Genomic DNA, 26,013 nt, shown 5'->3' with positions numbered 1-26,013 from the left:
TCGGTGGACCATTCCAATCACACCACCCTTCTCCAACCGGGCGCGTACAACGCCGACGTCGTCCCCAAGAGGATGCGCGACCTGCTCGCCCGCGCCGCCCAGGACCACGTCTACGAGCAGCGCACCCAGGGAGCCGTGCTCGACGAGATCCGCCAGCGGCTCGAAGGCATGGAGTGGCTGCTGCGCGAGGTGCGCGAGCGCGAGCTGGGCGGGCTGAGCGGCACCCTGGAGACGGTCAGCGGGCGGCTCGACGAGATCTCCGCCAAGCCGCCGATGTGGGCGGAGGGCCTGGCGCAGCACATGGAGGCCGTACGCGACCACGTCGACGCCGTCGGCGAGCGCGTGGGCGACGTGGACGCCCGGGTGGCGCCGGTGTCCGACCTGCCGAACCTGTGGACCGATCTGGGCACCATGGGCGAGGGCGTGGAAGAGGCGCTCAACCGGCTGCAGTCGGTGCTGGAGACCACCGACGGCATCACCAAGGGGATGTCCGACTTCGCCGCCGTCCTGGCCGGGCTCAACTCCAGCATGGAGGCCGCCGCCAGCCGCTTCACCCGGCTCGACAAGTCGATGGCCGAGCTGACGTCCCGTACCGACCGGGTCGAGGTCGTGGTCGGCGATCTCTCGGAGAGCGTCACGGAACGCCTGCACGAGACGGTCGAGCAGGTCACCGGCAGGGTCGAGGCCGCCGGGCAGCTCCTCGCCACCCGCCTCGACGCCACGGAGCAGCACTTCGGCACCCGCCTCGACGAGACCGGCGAACGCCTGAGCGCGCGTCTCGACGAGACGGACCGGCGGGTCGGCGGCCGGCTCGACGAGACCGACCAGCGCCTCGCCACGGCCCTCCTGGAGGCCGACGAGCGCCTCGTGGCCCGGCTCAAGGAGGCCGACGAGCAGTTCACCGCCCGGCTGACCGGCGTCGAGCAGCGCCTCGTCACCCGCCTCGACGAGACCGACCGGCACGTCGCCGTGCAGCTCGGCGAGAGCGAGCAGCGCCTGGCGGCCCGGCTGAGCGGCGTGGACGCCCGGCTCGACCGGGCCGAGGGCAAGCTCACCGGCCTCGACACCAGGCTCACCGGGTTCGACAGCCGCCTGGAGTCCGCCGACGAGTGCCTGGCCGACATCGACACCAGGCTCGACGGGTTCGACAGCAGGATCGGCGGCGTGGACAAGCGCCTCACGTCCATGGACGGCCAGCTCGGCGCGGTCGACAAGCGGCTGGGCACCCTCGACGGGCACCTGGGCCGCCACGACGACCGCTTCGACGCCCTCGACGTACGCGTCGACGCCCGCTTCACCTCGCTCGACGAGCGCATGGCGACGAACGACCGGCACGTCGGCGAGATCGCCACCCGCAACGAGGGCCGCTTCAACAAGCTCGACGGCCAGATCGACGCCATCGACGAGCGGCTGGTCGAGGCCGAAGAGCACATGAGCAGCCGCTTCGACACGATCGACGGCCACTTCGGCGGGCTCGACACCCGCTTCCGCGGCCTCGACACCCACCTCGACGGCCTGGCGACGCGCGCCGAGCAGGCCGGCGAGCGCCTGGAGTCGGTGGACGACCGCATCGAGGCCGTCGGCGAGCGCGTCGACCGCCTCCCCGCCGCGCTGGACATCCAGGAGCAGGTCGGCGAGCTGCTCAGGTCTCACATCGGCGAGCAGGCCGATCAGGCCGAACGCCTGACCGCCGCCACCGAGGCGCTCACCGACCTCGTCAGGTCCCGTCCCGACTGCGACGAGGTCGCCGGCACGGTGACCGGCATCGTCCAGCCGGCCGCCGACGACCTGACCAAGCGCCTGGCCGCGCTGGAGGAGACCATGCTGGCCCTCGCCGAGGCCCTCCTGCGCCCCACCCGCCCGAAGGACTGACGAGCCGCTCCCACTGCCGTGGCGGCCCGCGTGCGGCCGCCACCGGCCCGGCACCCGGCCCGCCGCCGCAGTGCCCGTGGCGGACGGTCTCAGACGTGCACGGTCGTGACGGGCAGCGAGGAGTCGGCCGGGATCTCCAGCGTGGAGGGCGTGACACCGGCCGCCACCAGGTCGGACCCGAGTGCGGCCACCATGGCGCCGTTGTCGGTGCACAACCCGGGCCTGGGCACCCGCAGCCGTACGCCGGCCGCGTCGCACCGCTCCTGCGCCAGCGCCCGCAGCCGCGAGTTGGCCGCCACGCCACCGCCGATCAGCAGGTCGTGCACGTCGTATTTCCGGCACGCCTGCAACGCCTTGCGGGTCAGCACGTCGACCACGGCCTCCTGGAAGGAGGCGGCCACGTCGGGCACGTGGATGGACTCGCCCGACGCCTCACGGGCCTCGACCCAGCGCGCCACGGCCGTCTTGAGCCCGGAGAAGGAGAAGTCGAGCGTGCCGTCGTCGATCTTCCCGCGCGGGAAGGCGATCGCCGCGCGCGCCCCGTCGCGGGCGGCCCTGTCGATGTGCGGCCCGCCGGGGAACGGCAGCCCGAGCACCCGCGCGACCTTGTCGAACGCCTCCCCCGCCGCGTCGTCGACGGTGGAGCCGAGCGAGATCACGTCGTCGGCCACGTCGGGCACGAGCAGCAGCGACGAGTGCCCGCCCGAGACCAGCATGGCGATGCACGGCTTGGGCAGCGGGCCGTGTTCGAGCTGGTCGACGGCGACGTGGGCGGCCAGATGGTTGACGCCGTAGAGGGGCACGCCCAGGCCCAGCGAGTAGGACTTGGCCGCGGCCACGCCGACCAGCAGCGCCCCCGCGAGCCCAGGACCGGCCGTCACGGCGACGGCGTCGATGTCGGAGAACTTCAGCCCGGCCTCGGCCAGCGCGGCCTCCACGGTGGGCGTCATGGCCTCCAGGTGGGCGCGGGAGGCGACCTCGGGCACCACCCCGCCGTATCTGGCGTGCTCGTCCATGCTGGAGGCGATCGTGTTGGCCAGCAGGGTGTGCCCTCTGACGATGCCGATGCCGGTCTCGTCGCAGGACGTCTCGATGCCCAGGACCAGGGGTTCGTCAGTCACCCAGCCCCCTCCTCATCATGATCGCGTCGGTGCCGTCGTCGTAGTAGCGGCGGCGGGTGCCGATCTCCTCGAACCCGAAGTGCCGGTAGACCGCCTGCGCGCGCGGGTTGTCGGCGCGTACTTCCAGGAAGATCTCCCGCGCGCCCCTGCGGCCCGCCTCGGCCAGCAGCGCGGTCAGCATGGCGCTGCCGATGCCCGTGCCCTGGTGTCTCTCCAGGACGGCGATGGTCTGCACGTCGGCCTGGTCGGCCGCGGCGGCGAGCCCGGCGTAGGCCACGATCTCGCCGTCGACCAGGGCCACCACGTAGTGGCGGGTGCGGGGCATCTCGGCCAGCTCGCCGCGCATCATGCCCTCGCTCCACGCGTCGAGCGGGAACGTGGCCCGCTCGATCGCCATGACCTCCGGCAGGTCGGCCTCGGTCATCAGCCTGAGCATCACGCCGTCACCCTCTTGGGCGCTCCCGGCAGCGCCGCGTCGGGCCTGCGCAGGTAGATCGGGCGGGGCGGGTCGAGCGGGACGCCCGCGCCGAGCCGCTCGGCCGCCAGCCCCGCCAGCGCGCCCGCGTAGGGGTAGGGCGGCGCGCCCGCGCCCCCGCCCAGGAGGTCGGCGTAGAGCTGCGCGCCGGCGCCCAGGACCGGCAGCCCCGCCACCGGGACGTCGGCGGGCCGGTCCACGAAGGGCCCGTCGAGGCGGGTGCGCAGGTCGGAGTAGCGGGCCCAGAACACCTCTTTGCGCCGCGCGTCGGTGGCCACGAGGAAGGGCTCGGCGAGCCCGCCGGCGTAGGCGACGGCGTCGAGCGTGCAGACGCCGTACGCCGGCACGCCCAGCGTGGTGGACAGGCCCTGCGCCGTCATCAGCCCGACGCGCAGCCCGGTGTAGGGGCCGGGGCCGCTGCCCGCCACGATGGCCGTCACCTCGCGCAGCGACGCGCCCGCCTCGGTGAGCACGCGTTCGATCGTGGGGACGAGCAGCTCGCCGTGCCGCCGGGCGTCGATCGTGGTCGACTCGGCGAGCACGCGCTGCCCGTCGTGCAGCGCGGCGGTGACGGCGGGCGTCGCGGTATCAAAGGCCAGGACCAGCACGACTGTTTAGCCTACCCGCCGCGCGGGTCACACCCAGCCGGTACGCCGTTTCAGCCACTCCAGGGCCACCACGCCCTGCCCCCGCTGGAACGCCCTGAGCGTGGGCAGTCCCGGCGGGTCGGGCAGGCGGGACTGGCGAACGAGATAGCCGGTCACCGCGGCCAGCACCGAGGTGACCTCGTCGCCGGGCGGGTCGAACACCTCCTCCGCCGCCGGGCCGCCCTGCATGCCCACCGAAGGCAGCATGCCGACCAGGTCGAACCAGGGCGCGCCGAGGCAGGCCCACGGCCAGTCCACGATGTAGACGCGGTCGCCGGTGAGCAGGACGTTGTCGGCCCGCAGGTCGGCGTGGACCAGGGTGTCGCCCGCCGCCGCGGCGACCCAGCCCGACTCCAGCTCGGCCAGCTCGCCCAGGTGGCGCAGCGCCCAGGGGTCGAGGCCCGCGGTGTCCTCCCGCGGCAGACGCCGCCAGCCCTGGAACGACTCCCCGAACACCTCGGCGATCGGGGGCGCCTCGATGGGTGACGGGGTGAGCGCCCGCGACATGTCCTCGACCGCCGTCAGCACCCGGTCGAGCTCGTCGCGCCGCCAGGGCTGCTCGGGATGGCGGCCCTCGACGTCCTCGAAGACCAGCACGACCCAGCCCTCCAGCTCGAACCCGGTCAGCAGCCTCGGGGCGGGCACGGTCTCCGGGAGGGCGGCGGCGATCTCGAGCTCGGAACGGTAGATGCGCACGCTGTCGGGGTTCGGCTCGGGGCCGACCGCTTTGACGAAGGCGCGCGTGCCGTCCGTCGTACGCAGCCGCACGGCGGCGGCCGGGGAGAAGCCGCCCGCCTGGGTGACGGCCTCGGCCACGGGCCCGCCGAGGAACTCCTCGACCGCCGCCCGCGCCTTCGGGTGCACCTCGTGCCAGGGCACGCGGGCTCCTGCGGCGGGCGGACTGGAAACAGGCGGGTTGGAAGTGGGCGGGTTGGAGGCTTGGGCGCCGGGATCGGCGGAGGTGCCGGTCATCTGCTCTCAGACCTGGGAGGCGTACACGATGATGTTGTCGAGGTATTCGCCCTTGGCGTAGTCGAACTTGCCGCCGCACGTTACCAGCTTGAGTCCGTCCTCGACGTACACGCGCTGGGCGGGGAAGTCGTCCTTGTGCACCTGTTCGATCGAGTCCACCTTGTAGCTCACGACCTTGCCGTCGCTGCGCTCGACCTTGACGGTCTCTCCCTTGCGTAACTGCCTGAGCTTGTAGAACACGGCGGGCGCGGTCTTGGTGTCGACGTGGCCGATGATCACCGAGGCGCCCTTCTCGCCGGGCACGGCGCTGCCGGTGTACCAGCCGGCCACCTTCGGCTTCTCGTACGGCGGCAGCTCCACCTCGCCGTTCTTCAGCAGGTCGAGCTCCATGAGCGGGGCCTCGACCTCGATCGAGGGGATGTCGATGGACTCGGGCACGACCGCGGCCTGCGCGGGGGTGGTGGTGCCGGTCTGCATGCCCTTGCCGAAGGCGACCAGCAGCAGGCCGGTGACGGCGCCGGCGAGCACCACCCGTCCTGGGCGGGCCATACGTTACGCCCGGTTGCGTCGCTTGATCGCGATGCCCGCGCCCGCGGCCAGGGCCAGTGCGAGCACCGCGCCGACGGGCCCGAGCGGGATCGAGGACTCCTCCGAGGCGTCCTGCGCGTACGTGCCCCCGCCGCCGGCCCTGGGCGCCTTGGTGGGCACGGTGGTGGACGGCTCGTCGTCGTCAGCGGCCGCCACGACCTTGAGCGTGGCCCGGCCCAGGTCGTTGGTGCCGTCGCACTTCAGGTCGACCCGGTAGTCGCCGCGCCGGACCGTTCCCGAGACCTGCGCCTCGCCGCGCACCCAGGGCGAGCCCGCGGCGGACGTCGCGGTCGGGGTGGGGGTGATCGAGGCCGCGGGGACCGGGTTGAGCGTGACGCCGTTCACGAACGCCCTGGACGTGGCCGTGCCGGTGTGGGCGGGCCCGCCGGTCGGGACCGGGCAGTTGGCCAGGATCCACACCGTGGAGGTCTCACCGGCGGTGACGCGGTCGGGGTTGAGCTGGACCAGGACGGTCCGCCTGGCGGCGGCCGACGGGCTGCCCGCGGCGGTCGGGGAGACGCTGCCCGAAACCGTCGGGCTCGGTGTGGTTGTGGGATCGGTATCGGCCGAGGCCGTGCAGCCGGTCAGACCGACCATGACGATGGCTCCCGCGTACGCGACTCGCCTGACCCTGAGCACAGGCCGCACCCCACTTTGCCGTCTTGCAACCCAGCATCCACCAAGAGAATGGATGTCGCCCCTCCTGATACCCAGAAAATCTGGGCAAATCCCTGACCAACGATCATGATTCAGATCTCCGGCCCGGTACGTCAAGGGTGCCAAATTTGCCAGACTTTGACGGAGGTTTCAGTCTTGCAGCGGATCAGACGGCGTGTCGGCCCATCTGGAGCCCACGCCGCGCACGGTCACGATCCGGGCCTCGTCGCCGGCCTCGCGGTCGATGTGGATCTCCAGCCGGTCGTCGGCCAGCCCTTCGACCAGGCCCTCGCCCCACTCGACGACGGTGACCGACTCTTCGAGTGAGGCGTCGAGATCGAGGTCGTCGACCTCCAGGTCGCCGCCCAGCCGGTACGCGTCCGCGTGCACCAGCGGCGGCCCCTGCCGCAGCGACGGGTGCACCCTGGCGATCACGAACGTGGGCGAGGTGATCGGGCCGCGTACTTTGAGCCCTTCGGCGATGCCCTGCACGAGCGTGGTCTTGCCCGCACCCAGCGGGCCGGACAGGACCAGCAGGTCTCCCGGCCGCAGCAGCGCGGCCAGGCGGGCGCCGTAGGCCCGCATGTCGTCGGCGGTGGCCAGCCTCACTAGAGCTCCACCCTCTTCAGCAGGTCGCGCAGCGCGTCGTTGACGACGCCGGGACGTTCGAGCTGGATCAGATGCGACGTGTCGGGCACCTCGGTGAGGTGGGCCTTGGGCAGCGCGGCGGCGATGGCCCTGCTGTGCTCGGGCGGGGTCAGCCAGTCGCGCTCGCCGACCACGATCGCGGTGGGCACCGCGTCGAGCACGTGGAGGGCGGAGAGCTTGTCGTGGTTCATCAGCGCCGGGTAGAAGTCGGCGACCACCTCGGTGGGCGTCGCCCTGATCATCGACTCGGCGAAGTCGACGACGGTGGGGCTGATGTTCTTGGCGTCGCCGAAGCCGATGTAGCGGGTGATCAGGAAGGCGATGTCGCTGCCCGCGCTGCGGGTGCGGTCGACCAGCGCGCCCCCCTTGCCCAGGATCGACACCGTGGAGGGTGCCACCCTGTGCACGACCTTGGACAGCATCGCCGGCAGGCCCAGCGTCAGCTCGGCCAGCTTGCCCGCGGAGGTGGCGATGAGCGCCGCCGCGCGGATCTTCCCGCCGAACAGGCCGGGATGGCGGTCGGCCAGCGCCATGATCGTCATGCCGCCCATGGAGTGGCCGACCAGCACGCACGGGCCGGGCACGTACTTCTCGATCACCTCGGCGAGGTCGTCGCCCAGCCGGTCGATCGAGCTGCCGTCGGCCCCGGCCCGCTGGGAGCGGCCGTGGGAGCGCTGGTCCCACAGCACGATCCGGTAGTTTTCCCGCAGGTCCTTGCGCTGGTAGTGCCACGACTCGAGGCTGAGGCAGTAGCCGTGGCAGAACACGACCGTCAGCGGCGCGTCTTCCGGCCCGTCGATCTCGATGTGCAGCACCTTGCCGTCGGAGGTGACGAGGGTGCGCTGCCTGCCACGCAGCTCACCGAACGGCTCGCTGGCCTCGGTGTCGGGGCGCAGCCTGATGCGGCCGACCGCGTACCGCTTGGCCAGCGCCGCCGCCGCGACGCCGGCGGAAGCCGCACCGACGAGCGCGCCGGCGATCCCGACCCTGCGCCGTGTTGTCGTCGTCATGTCCCCGATCCTTCTCCGCTCATCGCCACCGGGAGGTGTCCTGCGCCACGTCTGGTGACCTGGGGCACGTCACCCTTGGTGAACCTGGGCCGCATGCGCGTCACCCGTGGTGGACCCTGGGCACGCGCGAACCGATTCTCGTCACGATCTCATGTGTGATCGTGCCGAGGGTATCCGCCCACTCCTGAGCGGTCGGCTCCCCCCCGTCACCTGGGCCGAAGAGCACGACCTCGTCGCCCGCCGACAGGGGGTCGTCACCCATGTCGATCATGAACTGGTCCATGCACACCCGGCCGGCGATCCGTCTGCGGCGCCCGCCCGCCAGCACCTCTGCCCGGCCCGTCGCGTGCCTGAGCACGCCGTCGGCGTAGCCGAGCGGCACGAGACCGAGGGTGGTCTCGCGGGTGGTGGTGTAGAGGTGGCCGTAGGACACTCCCGAGCCCTCGGTGACGCGCTTGGCCAGCCCGATCCTGGCCACGAGCGTCATGGCCGGGCGCAGGCCGAAGTCGCCCAGCTCGGGGATGGGGCTCAGGCCGTACGTCGCGATGCCTGGCCTGACCAGGTCGTAGCGGGTGGCGGGCAGCGTGAGCGCGGCGGCCGAGTTGGCGAGGTGCCTGATCACGTGGGAGCCGGCCGCCCCGGCCTGCTCGGCCAGCTTGAGCGCCGCGTCGTACGCCTCGATCTGCTGGGCGATCGACGGGTGGCCCGGGATGTCGGCGCACGCGAAGTGGGACCAGAGCCCGACGATCTCGACGACGCCCTCGGCCCGCAGCTCCATCGCCCTGGCCAGCAACCCCGGCCAGGCGGCGAGCGGCGAGCCGCCCCTGCTCATGCCGGTGTCGGCCTCCAGGTGCAGCCTGGCCGGGCGGCCCGCGCTCCTGGCGGCGGCGGCGATCTCGTCGAGCAGCCGGGTGTCGGCGGCCGACAGCTCGACGTCGGCGGCCAGCGCCTCGCCGAGCGGCTCGCCTGGAGTGATCAGCCAGGACAGGATCGGCGCGGTCACCCCGGCCGCGCGCAGCGCCAGCGCCTCCCTGACGAACGCCGTGCCGAGCCTGCTCGCCCCGCCCCGCAACACGGCCTCGGAGGTGGGCACCAGCCCGTGGCCGTAGGCGTCGGCCTTGACCGCGCCCATGATCTCGGCCCCGCCCGCCAGCTCTTTGACCAGGGCCACGTTGTGCCTGATGGCGGCCAGGTCGACGCGGGCCTGGGCGGGGGTCGTCATCGGGTGGTACATCCTTCCAGTGTGGCAGCTCACCGCGGGTGGTCGAGCGCGATTCCCCAGCTCGGCCGTCAGGGACCCGCGCTGGTCACGGCCCGAATGGCGGCCGGTACGGCGGCGGCCACGTCGGCGGCGGCCAGGGGAGCGCCGTCCGCGGCCAGCCGTCCGGCCAGCCCGTGCAGGAAGGCGCCGCAGGAGGCGGCGTCGTAGCAGCTCAGGCCCTGGGCGAGCAGCGCGCCCGCCACACCGGAGAGCACGTCGCCGGTGCCGCCCGTGGCCAGCCAGGACGTGCCGGTGGTATTCACCCGCACCGGCCTGGCGTCCTCGGCCACGAGCGTGGTCGAGCCCTTGAGCAGCACGGTCACGCCCAGCTCCGCTGCCGCCCTGCGGACGTGGTCGAGCCTGGCCGCCTCGATGTCGTCGCGGTCGGCCCGCAGCAGCCTGGCCAGCTCGCCGGCGTGCGGCGTGATCAGTACGGGAGCCTCCCGCCGCAGCAGCCCGCGGTCCTCGGCCACCAGCGTCAGCCCGTCGGCGTCGATCAGCACGGGAACGTTGGACGCGAGCACGCTCGCGGCCAGCTCGTGGGCCCAGCGGTCGACGCCGAGGCCCGGCCCGAGCACCCATGCCTGCACCCGGCCGACGTGTTCGATCGTGGGCTCGTCCAGCAGCGTGACGACGGCCTCCGGCCAGTGCGCGCGCACCTGGTCGGCGGGGGCCCGCCGGCCCGCGTACCTGACCATGCCGGCCCCGCCCCGCAGCGCGCCGCCCACGGCCAGCACGGCCGCGCCGGTGAACAGGTCGCCGCCCGCCGCGACGCCCAGCACGCCCCTGCGGTACTTGTCCGACTCCTTGCCGGGGCGCGGCAGCAGGTCGTCGACGTCGTTGGCGGTGATCGCGGCGACGTCGGGGTCCGGCAGGTACGCCCCCAGCCCGATGTCCACCAGCTCGACCTCGCCCGCGGCGGCGGCGCCTGGATCGACCAGCAGCCCCGTCTTGTACGCCCCCATGGTCACGGTCACCCGCGCGCGGACGGCCGCGCCCGCCACCCGCCCGCTGCTCGCGTCGACCCCACTGGGCACGTCGACCGCCACGATCGTGCCCCTGGCGGCGTTGGCCTCCTCGGCGAGCCCCGCGTACGGCTCCCGCAGCGCCCCCGACGCCCCGATCCCGACGAGCCCGTCGATGATCAGGTCTGCCTTCGCGATCGCCGACCGGTCGACGACCCGCCCACCGGCCGCCAGCAGCGCCCGCAGCCCCGCCTCGTGCGTTCTGGCGCCCGCCGTCACGGCGCCCACCCACGCCCCGCGCCTGGCCAGCCGCTCGCCCGCGTAGAGCGCGTCGCCGCCGTTGTCGCCGCTGCCGACGAGCAGCACCACGCGCCGGCCGTAGACGCGGCCCAGCAGGTCGGCGCAGACGGCGGCGAGCCCGGTGGCGGCGCGCTCCATCAGCGTGCCCTCGGGCAGCCGCGCCATGAGCGCCCGCTCGGCTCCCCGGATCTGGTCGGCGGTGTACGCGGTTCGCATGATCCGACGCTATCCCTCCGCGATCACATAGGCCACGGCCACGCCCGCGTCGTGGCTGAGCGAGATGTGCCAGCGCTTGACCCCCAGGCCGTAGGCCACCTCGGCGACCTTGCCCGAGACCCGCAGCTCGGGTTTGCCCAGCTCGTCACAGCGCACCTCGGCCTCCAGGTGCCCCAGGCCCCTGGGCGCCCCGAGCGCCTTGGCCACGGCTTCCTTGGCGGCGAACCTGGCCGCCAGCGAGTGCACCGGCAACGGCTGCTCGACCTCGGTGAAGAGCCGCTCCTTGAGCTGCGGTGTGCGCTCCAGCGCGGCCTCGAAACGGGCGATGTCCACGACGTCCACGCCGATACCCAGGATCATCGTCCCAGCGTATCCAGCTCTCTCCCGGAGGGCCGAGATCCTTTTCCCCGAAACCGCTCGCGGTAATCCCATGTCTTTGTCCACAGGCTGTGGATCCTTGGGGACACCCCGGCCATGATCCGGTCGGTCGTTCATCGTTACGCTGCCAAGGTGAACAACGGCTACGTGGAACTGAGCAGGGAGCAGTGGAGCGAGCTCCGCAAGACCACGCCCTTGACTCTCACCGCAGACGAGCTGGAAGAGCTGCGCGGGGTCGACGACCCCATCGACCTGACCGAAGTCACCGACATCTACCTCCCCCTGACCCGGCTGCTCAACCTGCACTTCACCGGGTCCAAGCAGCGCAGCAGCGTGCTGAGCGCGTTCCTCGGCCACCCCGGGCAGCGCGTCCCGTACATCCTGGGCATCGCGGGCAGTGTCGCGGTCGGCAAGTCGACCACGGCCAGGCTCCTGCACACCCTGCTGGCCCGCTGGCCCGAGCACCCGCACGTGGAGCTGGTCACCACCGACAGCTTCCTTTACCCCAACGCGGTGCTGGAGGCCAAGAAGATCATGCATCGCAAGGGCTTCCCCGAGAGCTACGACAGGCGGGCGCTGGTCAGGTTCGTGGCGGAGGTGAAGGCAGGGGCGGCTGAGGCGCACGCGCCCGTCTACAGCCACCTCGAGTACGACATCGTCCCTGGCACCACCCAGGTCGTGACAAGTCCGGATATCTTGATCATCGAGGGCCTCAACGTGCTCCAACCGGCCCCGCCCACGTCCCTCGCCGTCACCGACTACTTCGACTTCTCCATCTACGTGGACGCCAAGGTCGAGGACATCCGCACCTGGTACGTCGAACGCTTCCACAAACTCCGCCGCACCGCGTTCGAGGACCCGAAGTCGTACTTCCGGCACATCGCCGAACTCTCCTACGAGGAGGCCACGGACTTCGCGGTCAACGTCTGGCGCGACATCAACGAGCGCAACCTCGTCGAGAACATCGCCCCCACCCGGGGCCGGGCCGACCTGGTGCTCAAAAAGGGCGCAGACCACTCCGTCCGGCGGGTGCGCCTCCGCCAGACCTGAACGCCTCCTCGAACAGGTAGCGCGCGAACCTGCCCGCGCACTCCTGGTCGTCGATGTCGGCGAACCAGCACTCCTCACCGTGGTCATGGCACCAGAACCGGATCATGTGAGCAAGCCTCGCGTATGGGCGTCAACACCTCGTCAACGTCCGATGGACGACAATGGCCCCGTGCTGCATCTGCGACTGATCGTCCCGGCCGCGCGCGTCGACGAGGCGACGGCGGTGTTGGAGAGCTGCCCAGGCGTCACCAACATCGTCGTCCTGCCTGGCGCGGGCCGCGCGCCGCGCGGTGACGTGGTCCTCTGCGACGCGGCCAGAGAGTCGGTCAACGAGGTACTCGACCGGCTCAAATGGGTGCAGGACGAGGGCTCCATCGCCGCCGAGCAGGTGGACCTGTCGCTGTCGAAGGCGGCGGAGGAGGCCGTCGAGGAGGCGCCGGGCGAGCCCGACGACGCGGTGATCTGGGAGCAGTTGTCGCACCGGGTCTACGCCGAATCCCGGATCACCTGGGCCTACCTGGCCTTCCTCGCCATCGCCACGCAGATCGCGGGCATCGGCGTGCTGCAGAACTCCCCCATCCTCATCGTCGGCGCGATGGTGCTCGGCCCCGAGTTCGGCGCGGTCGCGGCCATGTGCTTCGGGCTGCTGCGCCGCAAGGGGCATCTGGTCGTGACCGCGTTCAAGACGCTGGTCGTCGGGTTCACGGTGGCGATCGCGATCACGTTCGCGTGCGCGCTCGTCTCCGCCTGGCTGGGCTGGATCGACGCGGACAACCTCCACGAGAACGCGGAGGTGCACTTCATCGTCGTACCCGACCGCTGGTCGTTCATCGTGGCCCTGCTGGCGGGCGTGGCAGGGGTGCTGTCGATCACCGCGGGCAAGTCGTCGGCCCTGGTCGGCGTCTTCATCTCGGTCACCACGGTGCCCGCGGCCGGCTACGTGGCCGTCGCGCTGGCGCTGTCGGAGTGGGCGGAGGTCGCGCCGTCGGTCTCCCAGCTCGCGGTCAACATCCTCGGGATGATCATCTCGGGCACCCTCACCCTCTGGGTCCAGCGGCGATTCTGGCCTCAAGTAGGACGTCGTTCATCCGTCTGAACGAGGCGACGCCGCTCGGTGCGGCGGTAGGGTCCGGCTCATGCACATCCTCGCCACCGAGGGGCTGACCAAACGCTTCCCCACCGTCACCGCGGTCGACGGGCTCTCCTTCACCGTGGGTTCCGGGGTCACCGGTCTGGTCGGGGCGAACGGCGCCGGCAAGTCGACGCTGATCAAGATCCTGCTCGGCCTGCTGCCGCCCTCCGACGGCACCGCGCGGGTGCTCGATCTGGACGTCACCGCGCAGGGCGCCGAGATCCGCCGGCTCGTGGGCTACATGCCCGAGCACGAATGCCTGCCCCCCGACGTCTCCGCCACCGAGTTGGTCGTCCACCTCGCCCGGATGTCCGGGCTGCCACGCACCGCCGCCCGCGAGCGCGCCGCCGACGTGCTGCGCCACGTCGGCCTCGCCGAAGAGCGCTACCGCCCTGTCGGCACCTACTCCACCGGCATGAAACAGCGGGTCAAACTGGCCCAGGCGCTCGTCCACGACCCCAAGCTGATCTTCCTCGACGAGCCCACCAACGGCCTCGACCCGCGTGGCCGCGACGAGATGCTGACGCTGATCAGGCGCATCGGCACCGAGTTCGGCATCAGTGTCCTGGTCACCTCCCACCTGCTCGGCGAGCTGGAACGCATCTGCGACCACGTGATCGTCATCGACGGCGGGCGGCTGCTGCGCTCGTCGGCGATCGGCGACTTCACCCAGGCCACGCAGACGGTGACGGTCGAGGTCGACGAGGGGCTCGACGAGCTGACCACCCGGTTGGTCGGCGACGGGCAGACGGTCTCGCGGCAGGGGCGCCTGCTGGTGGTCAAGGTGCTGGGGCCCGAGACGTACGACGCCGTCCGCGACGCCACCGCCGAGCTGGGTCTGTGCCTGATCCGCCTCGAACAGGGACGTCACCGCATCGAGGACGTCTTCAGGGACGAGGTCGCGCATGTCTGAGATCTACGACATCGGCTACCGGCACTACGACGGCCCCAGGCTCGGCCGCGGCCACGCCACCAGGGCGCTGGCCGTGCACAGCCTGCGCGGCATCTTCGGTCTCGGCCGCCCGGCCCGCACCAAGATCGTGCCGTTCGCCCTGGCCGGCATCATGATCATGCCCTCGATCGTGAACATCGCCATGATGGCCCTGCTCCAGCGGGGCGGCATCGCCTACAGCAGCTTCGCGGTCGTCATGCAGGCCGTGGTGGCGATCTTCCTGGCCTCCCAGGCGCCCACGGTGGTCGCCCCCGACCTGCGCCACCGCGTCCTGCCGCTCTACCTGTCGCGGCCGGTCTCGATCGCCGAGTACGTCGGCGCCAAGGTCGCGGCGATGACCGTGGCGGTGTTCGCGCTGATCGCGGTGCCGCTGACGCTCACCTACGTGGGCGAGCTGGTCGTCGACATGCCCGGCCCGCCGGCCACCGGCGAGTTCTTCGGCGCGCTGCTCATGGCGTTCGTGCTGGCGGTGCTGCTGTCGGCGTTCGGGCTGGCGCTGGCCTCCCTCACGCCGCGGCGCGGGCTCGGCGTGGCCTCGGTGATCACGGTGTACCTGCTGTCGTCCGCCTCGGTCCCGCTGATCTTCGCCACGCTCGCCTCGGCCGGCAACGAGGCGGCGGGCTCCTGGGCCTGGCTGCTGAACCCGTTCTGGCTGGTGGACTCCGTACAGCACTGGTTGTTCGGCACGCCGGTGAACGCCATCGAGAGCGACTACCCGAGCGGGCCGGCCTCGGCGCTGTTCCTGGTCGCGCTCATCGGCCTGGCCGTGCTCGCCCTGGCGCTGCGCTACAGGAAGGCGGCCGCGCGATGAAGATCGAGCTCTCGCAGGTGTCCCGCTGGTACGGCAACGTGGTGGCGGTCAACGACGTCACCATGACCATCGGCCCCGGCGTCACGGGCCTGCTCGGCCCGAACGGCGCGGGCAAGTCGACCCTCCTGCACATGATGGCCGGGTTCCTGGCCCCGTCGGGCGGCTCGGTCACGCTGGACGGCACCCGCGCCTGGAAGAACCACCAAATTTACCGAAATATCGGCTTGGTTCCGGAAAGGGAGGGCGTCTATGGCTTCCTGACCGGCTGGCAGTTCGTCCTGTCGGCCGCCCGGCTGCACGGCCTGGCCGACCCCGTCGAGGCCGCCCGCAAGGCGCTGGCCACCGTGGAGATGGAGGAGCCGAAGGACCGGCGGGTGGAGACGTACTCCAAGGGCATGCGCCAGCGCGTCAAGGTCGCCGCCGCGCTCGTCCACGACCCGCCCGTGCTCCTGCTCGACGAGCCGTTCAACGGCATGGACCCGCGCCAGCGCCTGCACCTCATGGACCTGATCCGCGGCATGGGCACGGCCGGCAAGACGATCCTGTTCAGCTCCCACATCCTGGAGGAGGTCGAGCGGGTCGCCCAGCACATCGAGGTCCTGGTGGCGGGCCGGCACGCGGCGTCCGGCAACTTCCGCGAGATCAGGCGGCTGATGACGGACCGGCCCCACCTGTTCATGATCCGCTCCAGTGACGACAGGAGGCTCGCCGCCGCCCTCGTACGCGACGACTCGACCGGCGGCATCACGCTGCGCCCCGACGGCCTGGAGGTCCAGGCCACCGAGTTCCGCCGCTTCGCCCGCCTGCTGCCGCAGGTGGCGCGGGCCGAGGGCGTGAGCCTGCACCAGGTCTCCCCCGCGGACGAGGACCTGGAGAGCGTCTTCTCCTACCTGATCAACAGGAGCACCTGAATGAACACCGTGGTAGCCGGCATCACCTACCGCGCCCTGCTGGGCCGCCGGCGCATCATCCTGCTCCTGCTGCTCCCGCTCGCGCTGGTCGGCCTGGCCGTGTTGTTCCGCGTCCTCGAGGGCGGCGACCAGCGCTCCGCCGTGCTGCTGCTGCAGAACTTCGCCATCGGCACCATGCTGCCGCTGCTGGGCCTGATCGCGGGCACCGGCGTCATCGCCCCCGAGATCGACGACGGCACGATCATCCACCTGATGTCCAAGCCGATCTCGCGGCCGGTCATCGTCGGGACGAAGTTCGTGGTCGCGGCCTCGCTGCTGGCCGTGTTCGCGGCCGTGCCGACGTACGTGGCGGGCTGGCTCCTGGTGCGCGACGAGGCGGGCATCGCGGCCGGGTTCGCCCTGGGCTCGCTGGTCGCCGGCATCGCCTACGCGGCCGTCTTCCTGCTGCTCGGCATCCTCACCCGGCACGCGGTCACGATCGGCATCGTCTACGCGCTGGTCTGGGAGAGCCTGGTGGGCAACCTCGTCCCTGGCGCGCGCAAGTTCTCCATCCAGCACTGGGGACAGTCGATCGCCGACCAGTTCTCCGACTCGCCCTTCTTCACGGCGGACGTCACGCTGGGCTTCGCCGTACCAGCCCTGCTCGTCGTCACCGTCGGCGCGGTCGTCTTCGCCGGGCAGCGCCTGCGGGTCTTCTCGCTCACAGGCGACGAATAAGAGCCGTACTCGCTCGAAGAGAGCGTCACGGCCCGCGGGATCCCCGCGGGCCGTGACGTCAGGCGTTCAGACGCAGGCCGTGCGCACGACGTCGGCCAGCCGCCCCGCCACCTGCGTGGCGTGCTCCTCCGACGCCGCCTCGACCATGACCCGGATCATCGGCTCGGTGCCGCTCGGCCGGATCAGCACCCGGCCCGTCTCGCCCAGCTCGGCCTCCGCCTCGGCGACGGCGGCGACCAGCTCGGGCACCGTGGCCTTGCCCTTGTCGACGTCCTTGACGTTGATCAGGATCTGCGGCAGCGGCGTCATCACGGCGGCCAGCTCCTTCAGCGGCACGCCGGACTTGGCCACCACGCCCAGCAGGTGGAGCGAGGTGAGCAGGCCGTCGCCGGTGGTGGCGTGGTCGAGCATGATGACGTGGCCCGACTGCTCGCCGCCCAGGTTGTAGCCGTCGGACTTCATGCGCTCCAGCACGTAGCGGTCGCCCACCGCGGTCTCCACCACGGTGATGCCCGCATCGCGCATGGCGAGCTTGAAGCCCAGGTTGGACATCACGGTCGCGACCACGGTGTCCTTGGCCAGCAGGCCCTCACCGTGCATGGCCGCGGCCAGGATGGCCATGATGTGGTCGCCGTCGATGATCTCGCCCGTGTGGTCGACCGCCAGGCAGCGGTCGGCGTCGCCGTCGTAGGCCACGCCCAGGTCGGCCCCGCGCGAGATGACCACCTGCTTGAGCTTGTCGAGGTGGGTCGAGCCGTGGCCGGCGTTGATGTTGAGGCCGTCGGGCCTGGCGCCGATGGCCTCGACCCTGGCGCCCGCGCGTACCAGCGCCTCGGGCGCCACCATGTGGGCGGCCCCGTGCGCGCAGTCGACCACGACGTCGAGGCCGTCGAGCGCGGCGATCATCGTGGTCAGCACGTGGGAGATGTAGCGGTCGGCCTCACCGTACGCGTCGCGCACGCGGCCCACGCCGGAGCCGACCGGAAAGCTCCACTCCTCGCCCAGCCGTCGCTCGATCTCGTCCTCGACCGCGTCGGACAGCTTGAATCCGCCACGCGCCAGGAACTTGATGCCGTTGTCGGGCGCCGGGTTGTGCGACGCCGACAGCATGACGCCGAGATCGGCGCCGAGCGCGGCCGTGAGGTGGGCGACGGCCGGGGTGGGCAGCACGCCGAGGCGCAGCACGTCCACTCCCGACGCCGCGAGGCCCGCGACCACCGCGGCCTCGAGAAACTCTCCCGAGGCACGCGGGTCGCGGCCCACGACCGCCACCGGACGGCGCCCGGTAGCGGCGAACGCGCCTGCATCGCCGAGGACATGCGCCGCCGCCACGGACAGATCCATGGCGAGCTGGGCGGTGAGGTCGCGGCCGGCGACCCCACGTACCCCGTCGGTGCCGAAAAGGCGCGCCAACTTCAGCGCTTGCTGTACTGCGGAGCCTTGCGGGCCTTCTTGAGGCCGTACTTCTTCCGCTCCGTGGCGCGGGCGTCACGGGTGAGGAAGCCGGCCTTCTTCAGCGGCGGCCGGTTGATCTCGACGTCCAGGATCGCCAGGGCGCGGGACAGGCCCATGCGCAGCGCGCCGGCCTGGCCGGTCACGCCGCCGCCGTCGATGCGCGCGATGACGTCGAACGCCTCCTCGGCACCGAGCACGACGAACGGCTCGTTGACGATCTGCTGGTGGACCTTGTTCGGGAAGTAGACGTCCAGCGAACGTCCGTTGATCGTCCACTTGCCGGTGCCGGGGACGATGCGCACGCGGGCGATCGACTCCTTGCGGCGGCCGGTGCCGTACGAGTTGCCCGTGGTCACGGGCTTGCGCACGGGAGCGTCGGCGCTGGCGGCGGACTCGGTGGTGTATTCGGACGGGAAGTCCTCGCTGGAGGTGTCCTCCAGCTCGGCCTCGACGACCGTCTCGACACCGGTGGGCTCAGCCACGGTTCTCCTCTAACTCTTTCGAACTACTACTGGGCGATCTGGGTGATCTGGAACGGCACCGGCTGCTGGGCCTGGTGCGGGTGCTCGGAACCCGCGTAGACCTTCAGCTTCTTGGCCATCTTCCGGCCGAGGGAGTTCTTCGGCAGCATGCCCTTGACCGCCTTCTCGACGGCCTTGTCGGGGCGCTTCTCCATGAGCTCGCCGTACGTGACGGAACGCAGACCGCCCGGGTAGCCCGAGTGGCGGTACGCCTTCTTCTGCTCAAGCTTGTTGCCACTCAGCGCGATCTTGTCCGCGTTGATGACGATGACGAAGTCACCGGTGTCGACGTGGTTGGCGAAGATCGGCTTGTGCTTGCCGCGGAGCAGGATCGCGACGTGACTGGCCAGCCGGCCCAGCACGACATCGGTCGCGTCGATGACGTACCACTGACGCTGGACGTCGGCGGGCTTCGGTGAGTACGTGCGCACGGTCGTAGCCTTCTTTATGCTCGCGTCTTCGGCGCTGTCGGAAGTGACAGCCACATGGGTCGGTCGGTGCGGGCACACGACGGCCCGGACCTTCCGTCTCCGCTTACGGGAGATGACGCCGGACGCGCCGCGCATTGGTCACGCTGGACCTATGCACACAACGAACCTAAGCTACCCGCCCGGAGGCGTGGAGGTCAAAGGACCGGTAACTGTGGCAGGAGTCTACCTGACCGCAGAACGGTTCGGTTTCGTTTCCCTGGGACCCCTTCATTCCCAGGACCCGACATCCCTATCGTTGACGGCGGTATGTGGCAGACCTCTCACACCCGGCAAACCCAGCGCGGCCTTCGGCGCCGGAGTCGCCTGGGGGTGCTGGCCTGCCTGATGGCGGTGCTGTTCACGGGTGTGCTGATCGGCCGGCTGACCGACGACGCCGAGCCCGCCCCCCACGTCTACCTCAACCAGACCGCCCCGCCCGCCGCCGCCACCGCCAACCCCGCGCCGACGTCCGCCAGGAAGGCCCAGCCACAGGCCGAACGCATCCCCCGCGGGGTCACCACCAAGAAGCGCCCGAGCGAGGCCGCCGCCGCCACCCCCAAGGCGAGCAGGACGCCCGAGGGCCAGATCCCGGGCTTCAACACGACGGACAACCCCGCGGCGGTGCTGAGCGACGGGGACGACTCGGTGCGGCTGATCGGGGGCCTGGCCTCGCAGGTCGTCTCCCTCACGAACGACGCCAGGTCGCAGCGCGGCTGCGGGCCGCTGCGGGTGGACGGAGGGCTGACCCGCTCCGCGCGTACGCACTCGCTGGAGATGGCGCGCGACGGGCAGCTCTCGCACAACTCCCCCGACGGCTCGTCGCCGTGGGACCGGATGGAGCGGGCCGGCTACCGCTGGGGCGCCGCCGAGAACATCGGCGCCGGTTACAGCACCGCCGACGAGGCGGTACGCGGCTGGATGGCCAGCCCCGACCACCGCAAGAACATCCTCGACTGCCGGCTGAAGGCCATCGGCGTCGGGGTCGCGTCCGGCCCCGGCGGACCATGGTGGACTCAGGACTTCGGGACCCAATGACGAACATCACGGTAATGTCGCCGCATGGTTTCCAACGGTAGTGGGGAACGCGAGGACGGCATGGGGAGCGCCCCCTACGGCATGGGGGGCGGTCCGAGAGAGCCGGGCGGCACCCCGAGGCGTGGCGCGCCGGCGTTCATGAACGACGACCCCGCGAGCGGCGCACCGGCGGGCGACACGTCCCCGGGCAGCCTGTTCACCGGCGGCGGCCCGGCGGGCAACGGCCCCGCGGGCTCCCCCGGCGGCCGCGGGTTCGGCGGCGATCCCTCCTTCGGCGGCAACCCCTCCGACAGCGGCGGACTCGGCGGCGGCGGATTCGGTTCCGAGAGCGGCGGCTTCCGCGGCAGGTCTGGCGGCTTCGGCGGCGACTCGGGCTCGTTCCGCAGCGCGCCGGATGGATTCGGCGGCGACTCGGGCGCGTTCCGTCGCGGACCGGATGGACTCGGCGGCGACTCGGGCGCGTTGCGCGGCGGACCGGACGGCTTCGGCGGCGACTCGGGCGCGTTCCGTCGCGGACCGGACGGCTTCGGTGGCGGACCGAGGGGCGACGGCCCCGCGTCCGGCGCTCACGGTCCTGGCGGGCCCGGGGGCGGTGGCCCGGCCGCTGGCGGCCCCGGCAGCCTCTTCAACAGCGGCGGCCCCACGGGCGGGCCGCCGCCGCAAGGGGGCACGTTCGGCGACGCCTTCAGCGCCCCCGGCCCGGGTGGGCGCGGTCCTGGCGGGCACGGCCCAGGTGGACAGGGTCCTGGCGGGCAAGGTCCGGGTGGGCAAGGTCCGGGTGGGCCCGGTTCAGGTGGGCCCGGTTCAGGCGGACAGGGTCCTGGCGGACAGGGTCCGGGTGGTCAGGGTCCTGGCGGGCCGGGAGCCGGTGGCCCAGGAGCAGGTGGTCCTGGAGCGGGTGGTCCTGGAGCGGGTCGCCATGGAGCACCCGGATCAGGTGGCCCCGACCCCCTCGGCGCGGCCTTCGGCGACCTCGGCGATGACGACGACGCGCCACCGGCCACCGGCCGACGGTCCCGCCGCTCCCGTAGAGACCGGGGCTCCGCCGCCCCCGAGGGTGACGAGACCCTGACCTCGTCGGCCGCACCGGAGTCGACGCAGGCGCCTCAGAGCAGGGTCGGCTGGAGCCCGTACGACGAGGGCCGGCGCTCGCGCGGCCCGCTGTGGGCCACGATCGGCGGCGTGCTGACGCTCGGCCTGCTCGGCGGCGGCCTGGTCATGATGTTCAACGCGGATGACCCCGCCTCGACCGAGACCGCCGCGGTCCGCCAGACCACGGCCCCGCTGCCGTCACCCCCATCCGGCAAGTACGGCTTCGCCGCCGACCGCAAGACCGACCCCGACCCGATCTCCGTCTCCGAGATCTTCGGCAAGAAGAAGAAGCTCACGGTCTCGGGCCGCGGCTACGAGATGACGATCACCAGCAAGGACAAGAAGTGCACGGACGGCGCCCTGGGCGACGCCCTCCAGAAGGCGCTCAAGTCCGCCAAGTGCACCCAGTTCGTACGCGCGAGCTTCCGCGACAAGGACGGCAAGGTCATCGGCACGGTCGGCGTGGCCAACCTCGGCTCCAGCAAGCAGGCGAGCGCGGTGGCCAAGGTCGGCGACAAGGAGAACTACGTCAAGCCGCTGGCGGGCAAGGACTCCGTCACCAAGAACCTCGGCGCGGGCAGCGGCGGCGCGCAGATCTCGACGTACGGCCACTACGCGATCCTGGTCTGGTTCCAGAACAAGGACGGCACGAAGCCCGACTCGAAGGGGACGAAGCGGATTTCCGAGGCGATCACCGACATCACCAAGGCCACCGTTTTCCCGGCCCTGGACAACCGAACCCTCACCGGAAGTTCCGCGGGCTGACCGGCTTTGAGTGGTAAAGGCCCCCAAAAGGGACGCCTGATGCCTCTGGGAACACCCATACCGACATTACGATCTCGCGAGTCTCGCTAGGCTCCAGCTATGCGTGGCCAGGAACCCGGGTCTGAGCACGATCGCAGGGAGGCCGAAGGCTCGGCCGCCCCAGCGGCGCCACCGCCGAGCTTCGGCCAGACCGACGGGCGAGACGTTCCAGCGGCGTTGGCTCCATCCGATGAGGCGGCGGATGTCGAGGCACGCCCCACCGTTCCCGCGCGCCCGGGATCGGTGCCCAATTTGCCCGATTCGGACCGGTCGTCCGGCACCCGGTCATGGGAGGTGCCGGGCGACGACGCCGCCCCGTACGACTGGTTCGCCGACCCCACCCACCCCGAGGCCGACCAACCACAGCCGCTCGCCGCTCCCACACCGCAGCCTGTGGACCAGCAGCCTCCCGGCGACCAACCCTCCCGCCCGCCCTTCGGCACCCCGCTGTCCGACCCCGCGCACCCCGGCCGCCCGCCCTTCGGCGCCCCACCGGCCGCTGCCGGGCAGCCCGCCGCCCAAGGCGGCCATCCGCCTTTCGGGGCACCGCAGCCGGGCACGACGGCGTTCAGCGGTCCTGAGGGCGAGCGCCCGTGGCCCGCGCACCCGCACACCACCCTGCCCCCGGGCGACCTGACCCGACCGGGGCGCATCCCCGACGTACGCCCCTGGAACGACCCGCAGGGCGCACCCGCCCAGCCCCCCGGAGGCCAGGCGCACCCTGTAGCCGGGCCGCCCGCACCGACCGAGCCCGGCAACCGGCCCACCGAACACGGCCAGACCCGACAGGGCATCTCCAGCAACCGCCCCATCGAACAAGGCAGGCCCGACCAGGCGGACTCCGGCAACCAGCCACCCCACCACGCCGATCCCGCCAACTGGCCCGCCGAACACGCCGACCCCGGCAGCCGACCCGCCGACCACGGAAGGCCCACCGACCGGCCCACCGACCACGGAAGGCCCACCGACCGGCCCACCGACCACGGAAGGCCCGCAGACTGGCCCGCCGACCACGGAAGACCCGCCGACTGGCCCGCCGAACGCGGCGAACACGGCGACCCCGCCAACTGGCCCGCCCGGCCGGTCGTGCCCGGGGCGCCGCCGTGGGAGCCGCCGCCCGCGTTCACCGCCGCCGCGGCGGGCATGCCGGTGTGGCCCGCCCCCGTCAGCGCCCCCCACGCCCTGCCGCCGTGGCCGGCCGCCACGGGCGAGCTGGAGGCCGAGCCCGACAACGACGAGCCGTCCCTTCCCCCGCCCTTCAACCCGAACGCCGCCGACACCGACCCGAACGCCACCGCGGTCGGCCTCACCCGCCCCTCGGCCCCCTTCTTCGCCCCGAACGCCACACCAGGCGACCCCACCGACCAGCACGCCCCGGCCCTCCACCCAGGCGACGAGCCCACCAACCCGGCAACCGCCCGGCCCGGCACCCCCCACCCAAGCCCGCCCGTCCAAACCCCCACCGGCCACGGCCCCACCGTGCCCGGAGCCACCGCACCGGGAGTCATCCGGCCCACAGACGGCCACCCTGGCCAAGGACAGCCCGGCCAGGGGCAGCCCGGCCAGGGGCAGCCCGGTCAAGGGCAGCCCGGTCAAGGGCAGCCCGGCCAGGGACAGCCCGGTGACGGCCGCTCTGGCGAGGCCCGGCCGGGCACCCGCCCCGAAAACGCCGCCCCTGACGCCACGGCCGCCCACCCAGCGGAAACCGGCCCTCGGCCGAGCACACCCCAGGCCCGCACCGCTCACCCCACGAGCCCCGACGACACCGACCCCAACGGCACCGTCCCCGGCGGCACCGTCCCCGGCGACGCGCGGCCGCGAGACACGGATCCTGGCCGCACCCAGCCCGCCGACCAACGGCGCACCACCCCCCACCTCCCCGCCCCCATAGCGACCACCGCGCCGGGCACGAATGAGCAGCGCTCAGGCGCCCGTCCGGCCCACTACTTCGACCCGGCCGCCGCCAAGCGCGACGCCGCCACGGCAGGCGACCACGACACCAACCCCTCCCTCCAACCTCCGGAGCCGGGCGACGTACCCGTCTGGCCGCCCACTCCCCCGTCCGGCGACAAACTGCCCGAACTGCCGTTCTCCCGAGACACCTGGGGCCACAAGCCTCAGACCAGCCTCGACCGCCTGGCTCCCCCGGCAGGGGGCGGCGGGCTGGCCCTCCCACCTGGAGCGTTCAAACAACCGCCGTTCCAGACCCCGCCACCGCCTCCGCCACCCGCCAGGAGCAAGCGCGCGCTGCTCGTGACGCTGGGCGCGCTGGCCCTGGCAGGCGTGGCGACCGGCGGCTTCTTCGCCTTCCAGACCGTGAACGCCTCGGCGCCCCGCACGGCCGCCGCCCGGCCCACGGCGACCGCGCCGCCCCCGGCCGACGTCGAGCAGTCCGCCACCCCGCCCGCGGACGTGCCCGGCGCGTCCGTCCTCAACTCCGAGGAGACCGACCCGCAGAAGTTGTCGCTGTCGGAGGCGTTCCCGAAGAAGAAGGTGAGCGCAGCGGGGACGACGTTCACGCGGGTTAAGGCCGACATGGAGACGACGTGCGACAAGGCCGCCACCGGAGAGTTCGCCGGCGCGCTGAAGGAGCAGAAGTGCACCCGGGTGCTGCGGGCCACGTACGTCGACAGCAAACACCGCTACGCCGTCACCACCGGCATCGCCGTCCTGCCTGACAAGGACGCCGCCGCCACCGCCGACCAGGCGAAGAACCTCTCCCGCAACGTCTGGTTCCGCCCGCTCCCCGGGCCGGCCGGGTCGGGCGGCGAGCGCGTGCACATCGCGGGCGGCTACGCGGCGGGCCTGGTCTGGGGCCGCTACATCGTCTTCAGCTACGCCACCCACGCCGACGGCCACACCCCGGAGGCCAAGGAGAAGACACTACCCAAGGTCAGCGGCGCCTTCAGGGACCAGACCTCACAGGTACTCGAACGCCGCATCACCAAGGGCTGACCCCAGCACGAAGCCCCCAGAGACCAGCCGAAGGAGCCGGTCGGTCCAGCCCGCGACCGGCTCCCGCAGGTTACTCGGGGACCGTCCGCACCCGCCGGGTGGCCTCGGCGCGGGCGGCGAGGTCGGCGTCCGCCGGATAGCCCACCTCCTCCAGGCACAACCCGTGCGCCGGCGCCACGTGCACCCCCGAATCCCGTACGCCCCGCGCCAGCACCTGCCCAGGCCACTCCACCGGACGCCGCCCGTCACCGGCCGCCAGCAGCGACCCGACCAGCGCCCGCACCATCGAGTGGCAGAACGCGTCGGCCACCACGGCCGCCTCCAGCACCCCGTCGGGCCGCCGGGCCCACTCCAGCCGCTGGAGTTCCCTGATCGTCGTGGCCCCTTCGCGCCGCTTGCAGAACGCCGCGAAGTCGTGCTCCCCGAGCAGCCCGGCGGCGGCGGCGTTCAGCGCCCCGAGATCCAGCGGCCGGTCGTGCCAGACGACCTCCCGCCGCAGCAGCGGGTCGACGCCGCCCGGCGCGTCACCCACCCGGTACGCGTACCGCCGGAACATCGCCGAGAACCGGGCGTCGAAGCCCTCAGGAGCCACGCAGACCCGCTGAATCCGTACGTCTGGCTCCAGGACCCCGCCCAGCCGCCGCACGAGCGCAGAGAGCCGCTCATCGACGCCCAGGGGCCCTCTGTTCCCGTCGAGCTCCCCCAGCGACTCCTCCGGCACGTCCACGTGGGCGACCTGCCCCCGCGCGTGCACCCCCGCGTCGGTACGCCCCGCCACGGTCAGCGCGGCCGGCCCGCCGAGGCGCAGGATGCGGCCGAGCGCCTGCTCGATCTCCCCCTGGACCGTACGCAGCCCCGGCTGCCTGGCCCAGCCGGAGAAGTCGGTCCCGTCGTACGCGAGGTCGAGGCGGAGCCGTACCACGATGATCCTCCCTGAATGTCGAAACGGGCCCGGACCCCCGCGAGGGGATCCGGGCCCGTCTCATGCGGCCTGGAAA

Annotated in this window: 26 protein-coding genes; 11 read left to right on the top strand and 15 right to left on the bottom strand. The window is 72.2% G+C overall.

What is annotated here, in order from left to right; translation table 11 throughout:
* Nucleotides 1-3 precede the first annotated feature (3 nt).
* Nucleotides 4-1,872, top strand: a complete 1,869-nt coding sequence (locus tag ACZ6S0_RS11570) for a hypothetical protein (protein WP_465915665.1) — start codon at nt 4-6, stop codon at nt 1,870-1,872.
* A gap of 89 nt (nt 1,873-1,961) precedes the next feature.
* On the opposite strand, the gene tsaD is transcribed toward ACZ6S0_RS11570, so the two are convergent.
* The 11 genes from tsaD to ACZ6S0_RS11515 form a co-directional block, all read right to left on the bottom strand.
* Nucleotides 1,962-2,993: a tRNA (adenosine(37)-N6)-threonylcarbamoyltransferase complex transferase subunit TsaD gene (gene tsaD / locus ACZ6S0_RS11565; RefSeq protein WP_465915664.1), complete on the bottom strand. Its 1,032-nt coding sequence runs from the start codon at nt 2,991-2,993 to the stop codon at nt 1,962-1,964.
* A complete protein-coding gene (gene rimI, locus ACZ6S0_RS11560) occupies nt 2,986-3,429 on the bottom strand; it encodes a ribosomal protein S18-alanine N-acetyltransferase (protein ID WP_465916130.1) in 444 nt (147 codons plus the stop codon). The genes tsaD and rimI overlap by 8 nt, the downstream gene beginning before the upstream one ends.
* Nucleotides 3,429-4,076 (bottom strand): tRNA (adenosine(37)-N6)-threonylcarbamoyltransferase complex dimerization subunit type 1 TsaB, encoded by a 648-nt coding sequence (gene tsaB / locus ACZ6S0_RS11555; RefSeq protein WP_465915663.1) that lies wholly within the window; start codon nt 4,074-4,076, stop codon nt 3,429-3,431. Before tsaB ends, rimI begins: the two co-directional genes overlap by 1 nt.
* Nucleotides 4,077-4,103: 27 nt before the next feature.
* A complete protein-coding gene (locus tag ACZ6S0_RS11550; protein ID WP_465915662.1) occupies nt 4,104-4,994 on the bottom strand; it encodes an aminoglycoside phosphotransferase family protein in 891 nt (296 codons plus the stop codon).
* A gap of 99 nt (nt 4,995-5,093) precedes the next feature.
* Nucleotides 5,094-5,636: a class F sortase gene (locus ACZ6S0_RS11545; RefSeq protein ID WP_465915661.1), complete on the bottom strand. Its 543-nt coding sequence runs from the start codon at nt 5,634-5,636 to the stop codon at nt 5,094-5,096.
* A gap of 3 nt (nt 5,637-5,639) precedes the next feature.
* Entirely contained in the window at nt 5,640-6,314 is a 675-nt protein-coding gene (locus tag ACZ6S0_RS11540; protein WP_465915659.1) for a hypothetical protein, read from the bottom strand.
* 168 nt (nt 6,315-6,482) lie between these two features.
* A complete protein-coding gene (gene tsaE, locus ACZ6S0_RS11535; protein WP_465915658.1) occupies nt 6,483-6,941 on the bottom strand; it encodes a tRNA (adenosine(37)-N6)-threonylcarbamoyltransferase complex ATPase subunit type 1 TsaE in 459 nt (152 codons plus the stop codon).
* A complete protein-coding gene (locus ACZ6S0_RS11530; RefSeq protein WP_344896373.1) occupies nt 6,941-7,990 on the bottom strand; it encodes an alpha/beta hydrolase in 1,050 nt (349 codons plus the stop codon). The genes tsaE and ACZ6S0_RS11530 overlap by 1 nt, the downstream gene beginning before the upstream one ends.
* A 100-nt stretch (nt 7,991-8,090) precedes the next feature.
* A complete protein-coding gene (gene alr, locus ACZ6S0_RS11525; RefSeq protein WP_465915655.1) occupies nt 8,091-9,212 on the bottom strand; it encodes an alanine racemase in 1,122 nt (373 codons plus the stop codon).
* A 68-nt stretch (nt 9,213-9,280) separates the two neighbouring features.
* The gene (locus ACZ6S0_RS11520; RefSeq protein WP_465915654.1) at nt 9,281-10,732 is read right to left on the bottom strand and encodes an NAD(P)H-hydrate dehydratase; all 1,452 of its coding nucleotides are present in this window, start codon (nt 10,730-10,732) and stop codon (nt 9,281-9,283) included.
* A gap of 9 nt (nt 10,733-10,741) precedes the next feature.
* Nucleotides 10,742-11,092 carry a holo-ACP synthase gene (locus tag ACZ6S0_RS11515; RefSeq protein WP_465915652.1) on the bottom strand — a complete coding sequence of 117 codons (351 nt, stop codon included), beginning with the start codon at nt 11,090-11,092 and terminating at the stop codon, nt 10,742-10,744.
* Between the two features lie 165 nt (nt 11,093-11,257).
* Between ACZ6S0_RS11515 and coaA the strand changes: the two genes are divergently transcribed.
* From coaA to ACZ6S0_RS11485, 6 genes are all read left to right on the top strand, one after another.
* Nucleotides 11,258-12,160: a type I pantothenate kinase gene (gene coaA, locus ACZ6S0_RS11510; protein WP_465916128.1), complete on the top strand. Its 903-nt coding sequence runs from the start codon at nt 11,258-11,260 to the stop codon at nt 12,158-12,160.
* A gap of 169 nt (nt 12,161-12,329) precedes the next feature.
* Nucleotides 12,330-13,256 carry a DUF389 domain-containing protein gene (locus tag ACZ6S0_RS11505; RefSeq protein WP_465915651.1) on the top strand — a complete coding sequence of 309 codons (927 nt, stop codon included), beginning with the start codon at nt 12,330-12,332 and terminating at the stop codon, nt 13,254-13,256.
* Nucleotides 13,257-13,296: 40 nt separating this feature from the next.
* On the top strand, nt 13,297-14,205 hold the full coding sequence (locus ACZ6S0_RS11500; RefSeq protein ID WP_465915649.1) for an ABC transporter ATP-binding protein: 909 nt from the start codon (nt 13,297-13,299) through the stop codon (nt 14,203-14,205).
* Nucleotides 14,198-15,055: an ABC transporter permease gene (locus ACZ6S0_RS11495; RefSeq protein ID WP_465915647.1), complete on the top strand. Its 858-nt coding sequence runs from the start codon at nt 14,198-14,200 to the stop codon at nt 15,053-15,055. Before ACZ6S0_RS11500 ends, ACZ6S0_RS11495 begins: the two co-directional genes overlap by 8 nt.
* The gene (locus ACZ6S0_RS11490) at nt 15,052-15,966 is read left to right on the top strand and encodes an ABC transporter ATP-binding protein (protein WP_465915646.1); all 915 of its coding nucleotides are present in this window, start codon (nt 15,052-15,054) and stop codon (nt 15,964-15,966) included. Before ACZ6S0_RS11495 ends, ACZ6S0_RS11490 begins: the two co-directional genes overlap by 4 nt.
* Entirely contained in the window at nt 15,967-16,683 is a 717-nt protein-coding gene (locus tag ACZ6S0_RS11485; protein WP_465915644.1) for an ABC transporter permease, read from the top strand.
* A gap of 66 nt (nt 16,684-16,749) precedes the next feature.
* Here ACZ6S0_RS11485 and glmM read toward each other — a convergent pair whose 3' ends face one another.
* The 3 genes from glmM to rplM are packed head-to-tail and all read right to left on the bottom strand — an operon-like array spanning nt 16,750 to nt 19,090.
* Nucleotides 16,750-18,096, bottom strand: coding sequence for a phosphoglucosamine mutase (glmM, locus tag ACZ6S0_RS11480; protein WP_465915643.1), 1,347 nt, complete (start codon nt 18,094-18,096; stop codon nt 16,750-16,752).
* Between the two features lie 2 nt (nt 18,097-18,098).
* Nucleotides 18,099-18,620, bottom strand: coding sequence for a 30S ribosomal protein S9 (rpsI, locus tag ACZ6S0_RS11475; RefSeq protein WP_465915641.1), 522 nt, complete (start codon nt 18,618-18,620; stop codon nt 18,099-18,101).
* A 26-nt stretch (nt 18,621-18,646) separates the two neighbouring features.
* On the bottom strand, nt 18,647-19,090 hold the full coding sequence (gene rplM, locus ACZ6S0_RS11470; protein ID WP_237103907.1) for a 50S ribosomal protein L13: 444 nt from the start codon (nt 19,088-19,090) through the stop codon (nt 18,647-18,649).
* A 306-nt stretch (nt 19,091-19,396) separates the two neighbouring features.
* On the opposite strand from rplM, the gene ACZ6S0_RS11465 reads away from it, so the two are divergent.
* The 4 genes from ACZ6S0_RS11465 (at nt 19,397) to ACZ6S0_RS11450 (ending at nt 25,015) form a co-directional block, all read left to right on the top strand.
* Nucleotides 19,397-20,164: a CAP domain-containing protein gene (locus ACZ6S0_RS11465; protein ID WP_465915640.1), complete on the top strand. Its 768-nt coding sequence runs from the start codon at nt 19,397-19,399 to the stop codon at nt 20,162-20,164.
* Between the two features lie 529 nt (nt 20,165-20,693).
* On the top strand, nt 20,694-21,236 hold the full coding sequence (locus ACZ6S0_RS11460) for a hypothetical protein (protein WP_465915638.1): 543 nt from the start codon (nt 20,694-20,696) through the stop codon (nt 21,234-21,236).
* A 110-nt stretch (nt 21,237-21,346) separates the two neighbouring features.
* Nucleotides 21,347-22,021: a hypothetical protein gene (locus tag ACZ6S0_RS11455; protein WP_465915637.1), complete on the top strand. Its 675-nt coding sequence runs from the start codon at nt 21,347-21,349 to the stop codon at nt 22,019-22,021.
* Nucleotides 22,022-22,312: 291 nt separating this feature from the next.
* Nucleotides 22,313-25,015 (top strand): hypothetical protein, encoded by a 2,703-nt coding sequence (locus ACZ6S0_RS11450; RefSeq protein WP_465915636.1) that lies wholly within the window; start codon nt 22,313-22,315, stop codon nt 25,013-25,015.
* A 70-nt stretch (nt 25,016-25,085) separates the two neighbouring features.
* On the opposite strand, the gene truA is transcribed toward ACZ6S0_RS11450, so the two are convergent.
* The gene (gene truA / locus ACZ6S0_RS11445; RefSeq protein ID WP_465915633.1) at nt 25,086-25,937 is read right to left on the bottom strand and encodes a tRNA pseudouridine(38-40) synthase TruA; all 852 of its coding nucleotides are present in this window, start codon (nt 25,935-25,937) and stop codon (nt 25,086-25,088) included.
* Between the last annotated feature and the right edge of the window lie 76 nt (nt 25,938-26,013).

The organism is Nonomuraea sp. NPDC051298 (genome assembly GCF_055586305.1).
The sequence above is the reverse complement of the archived record's forward strand: the minus strand, read 5'-3'. Positions and strand labels throughout refer to the sequence as shown.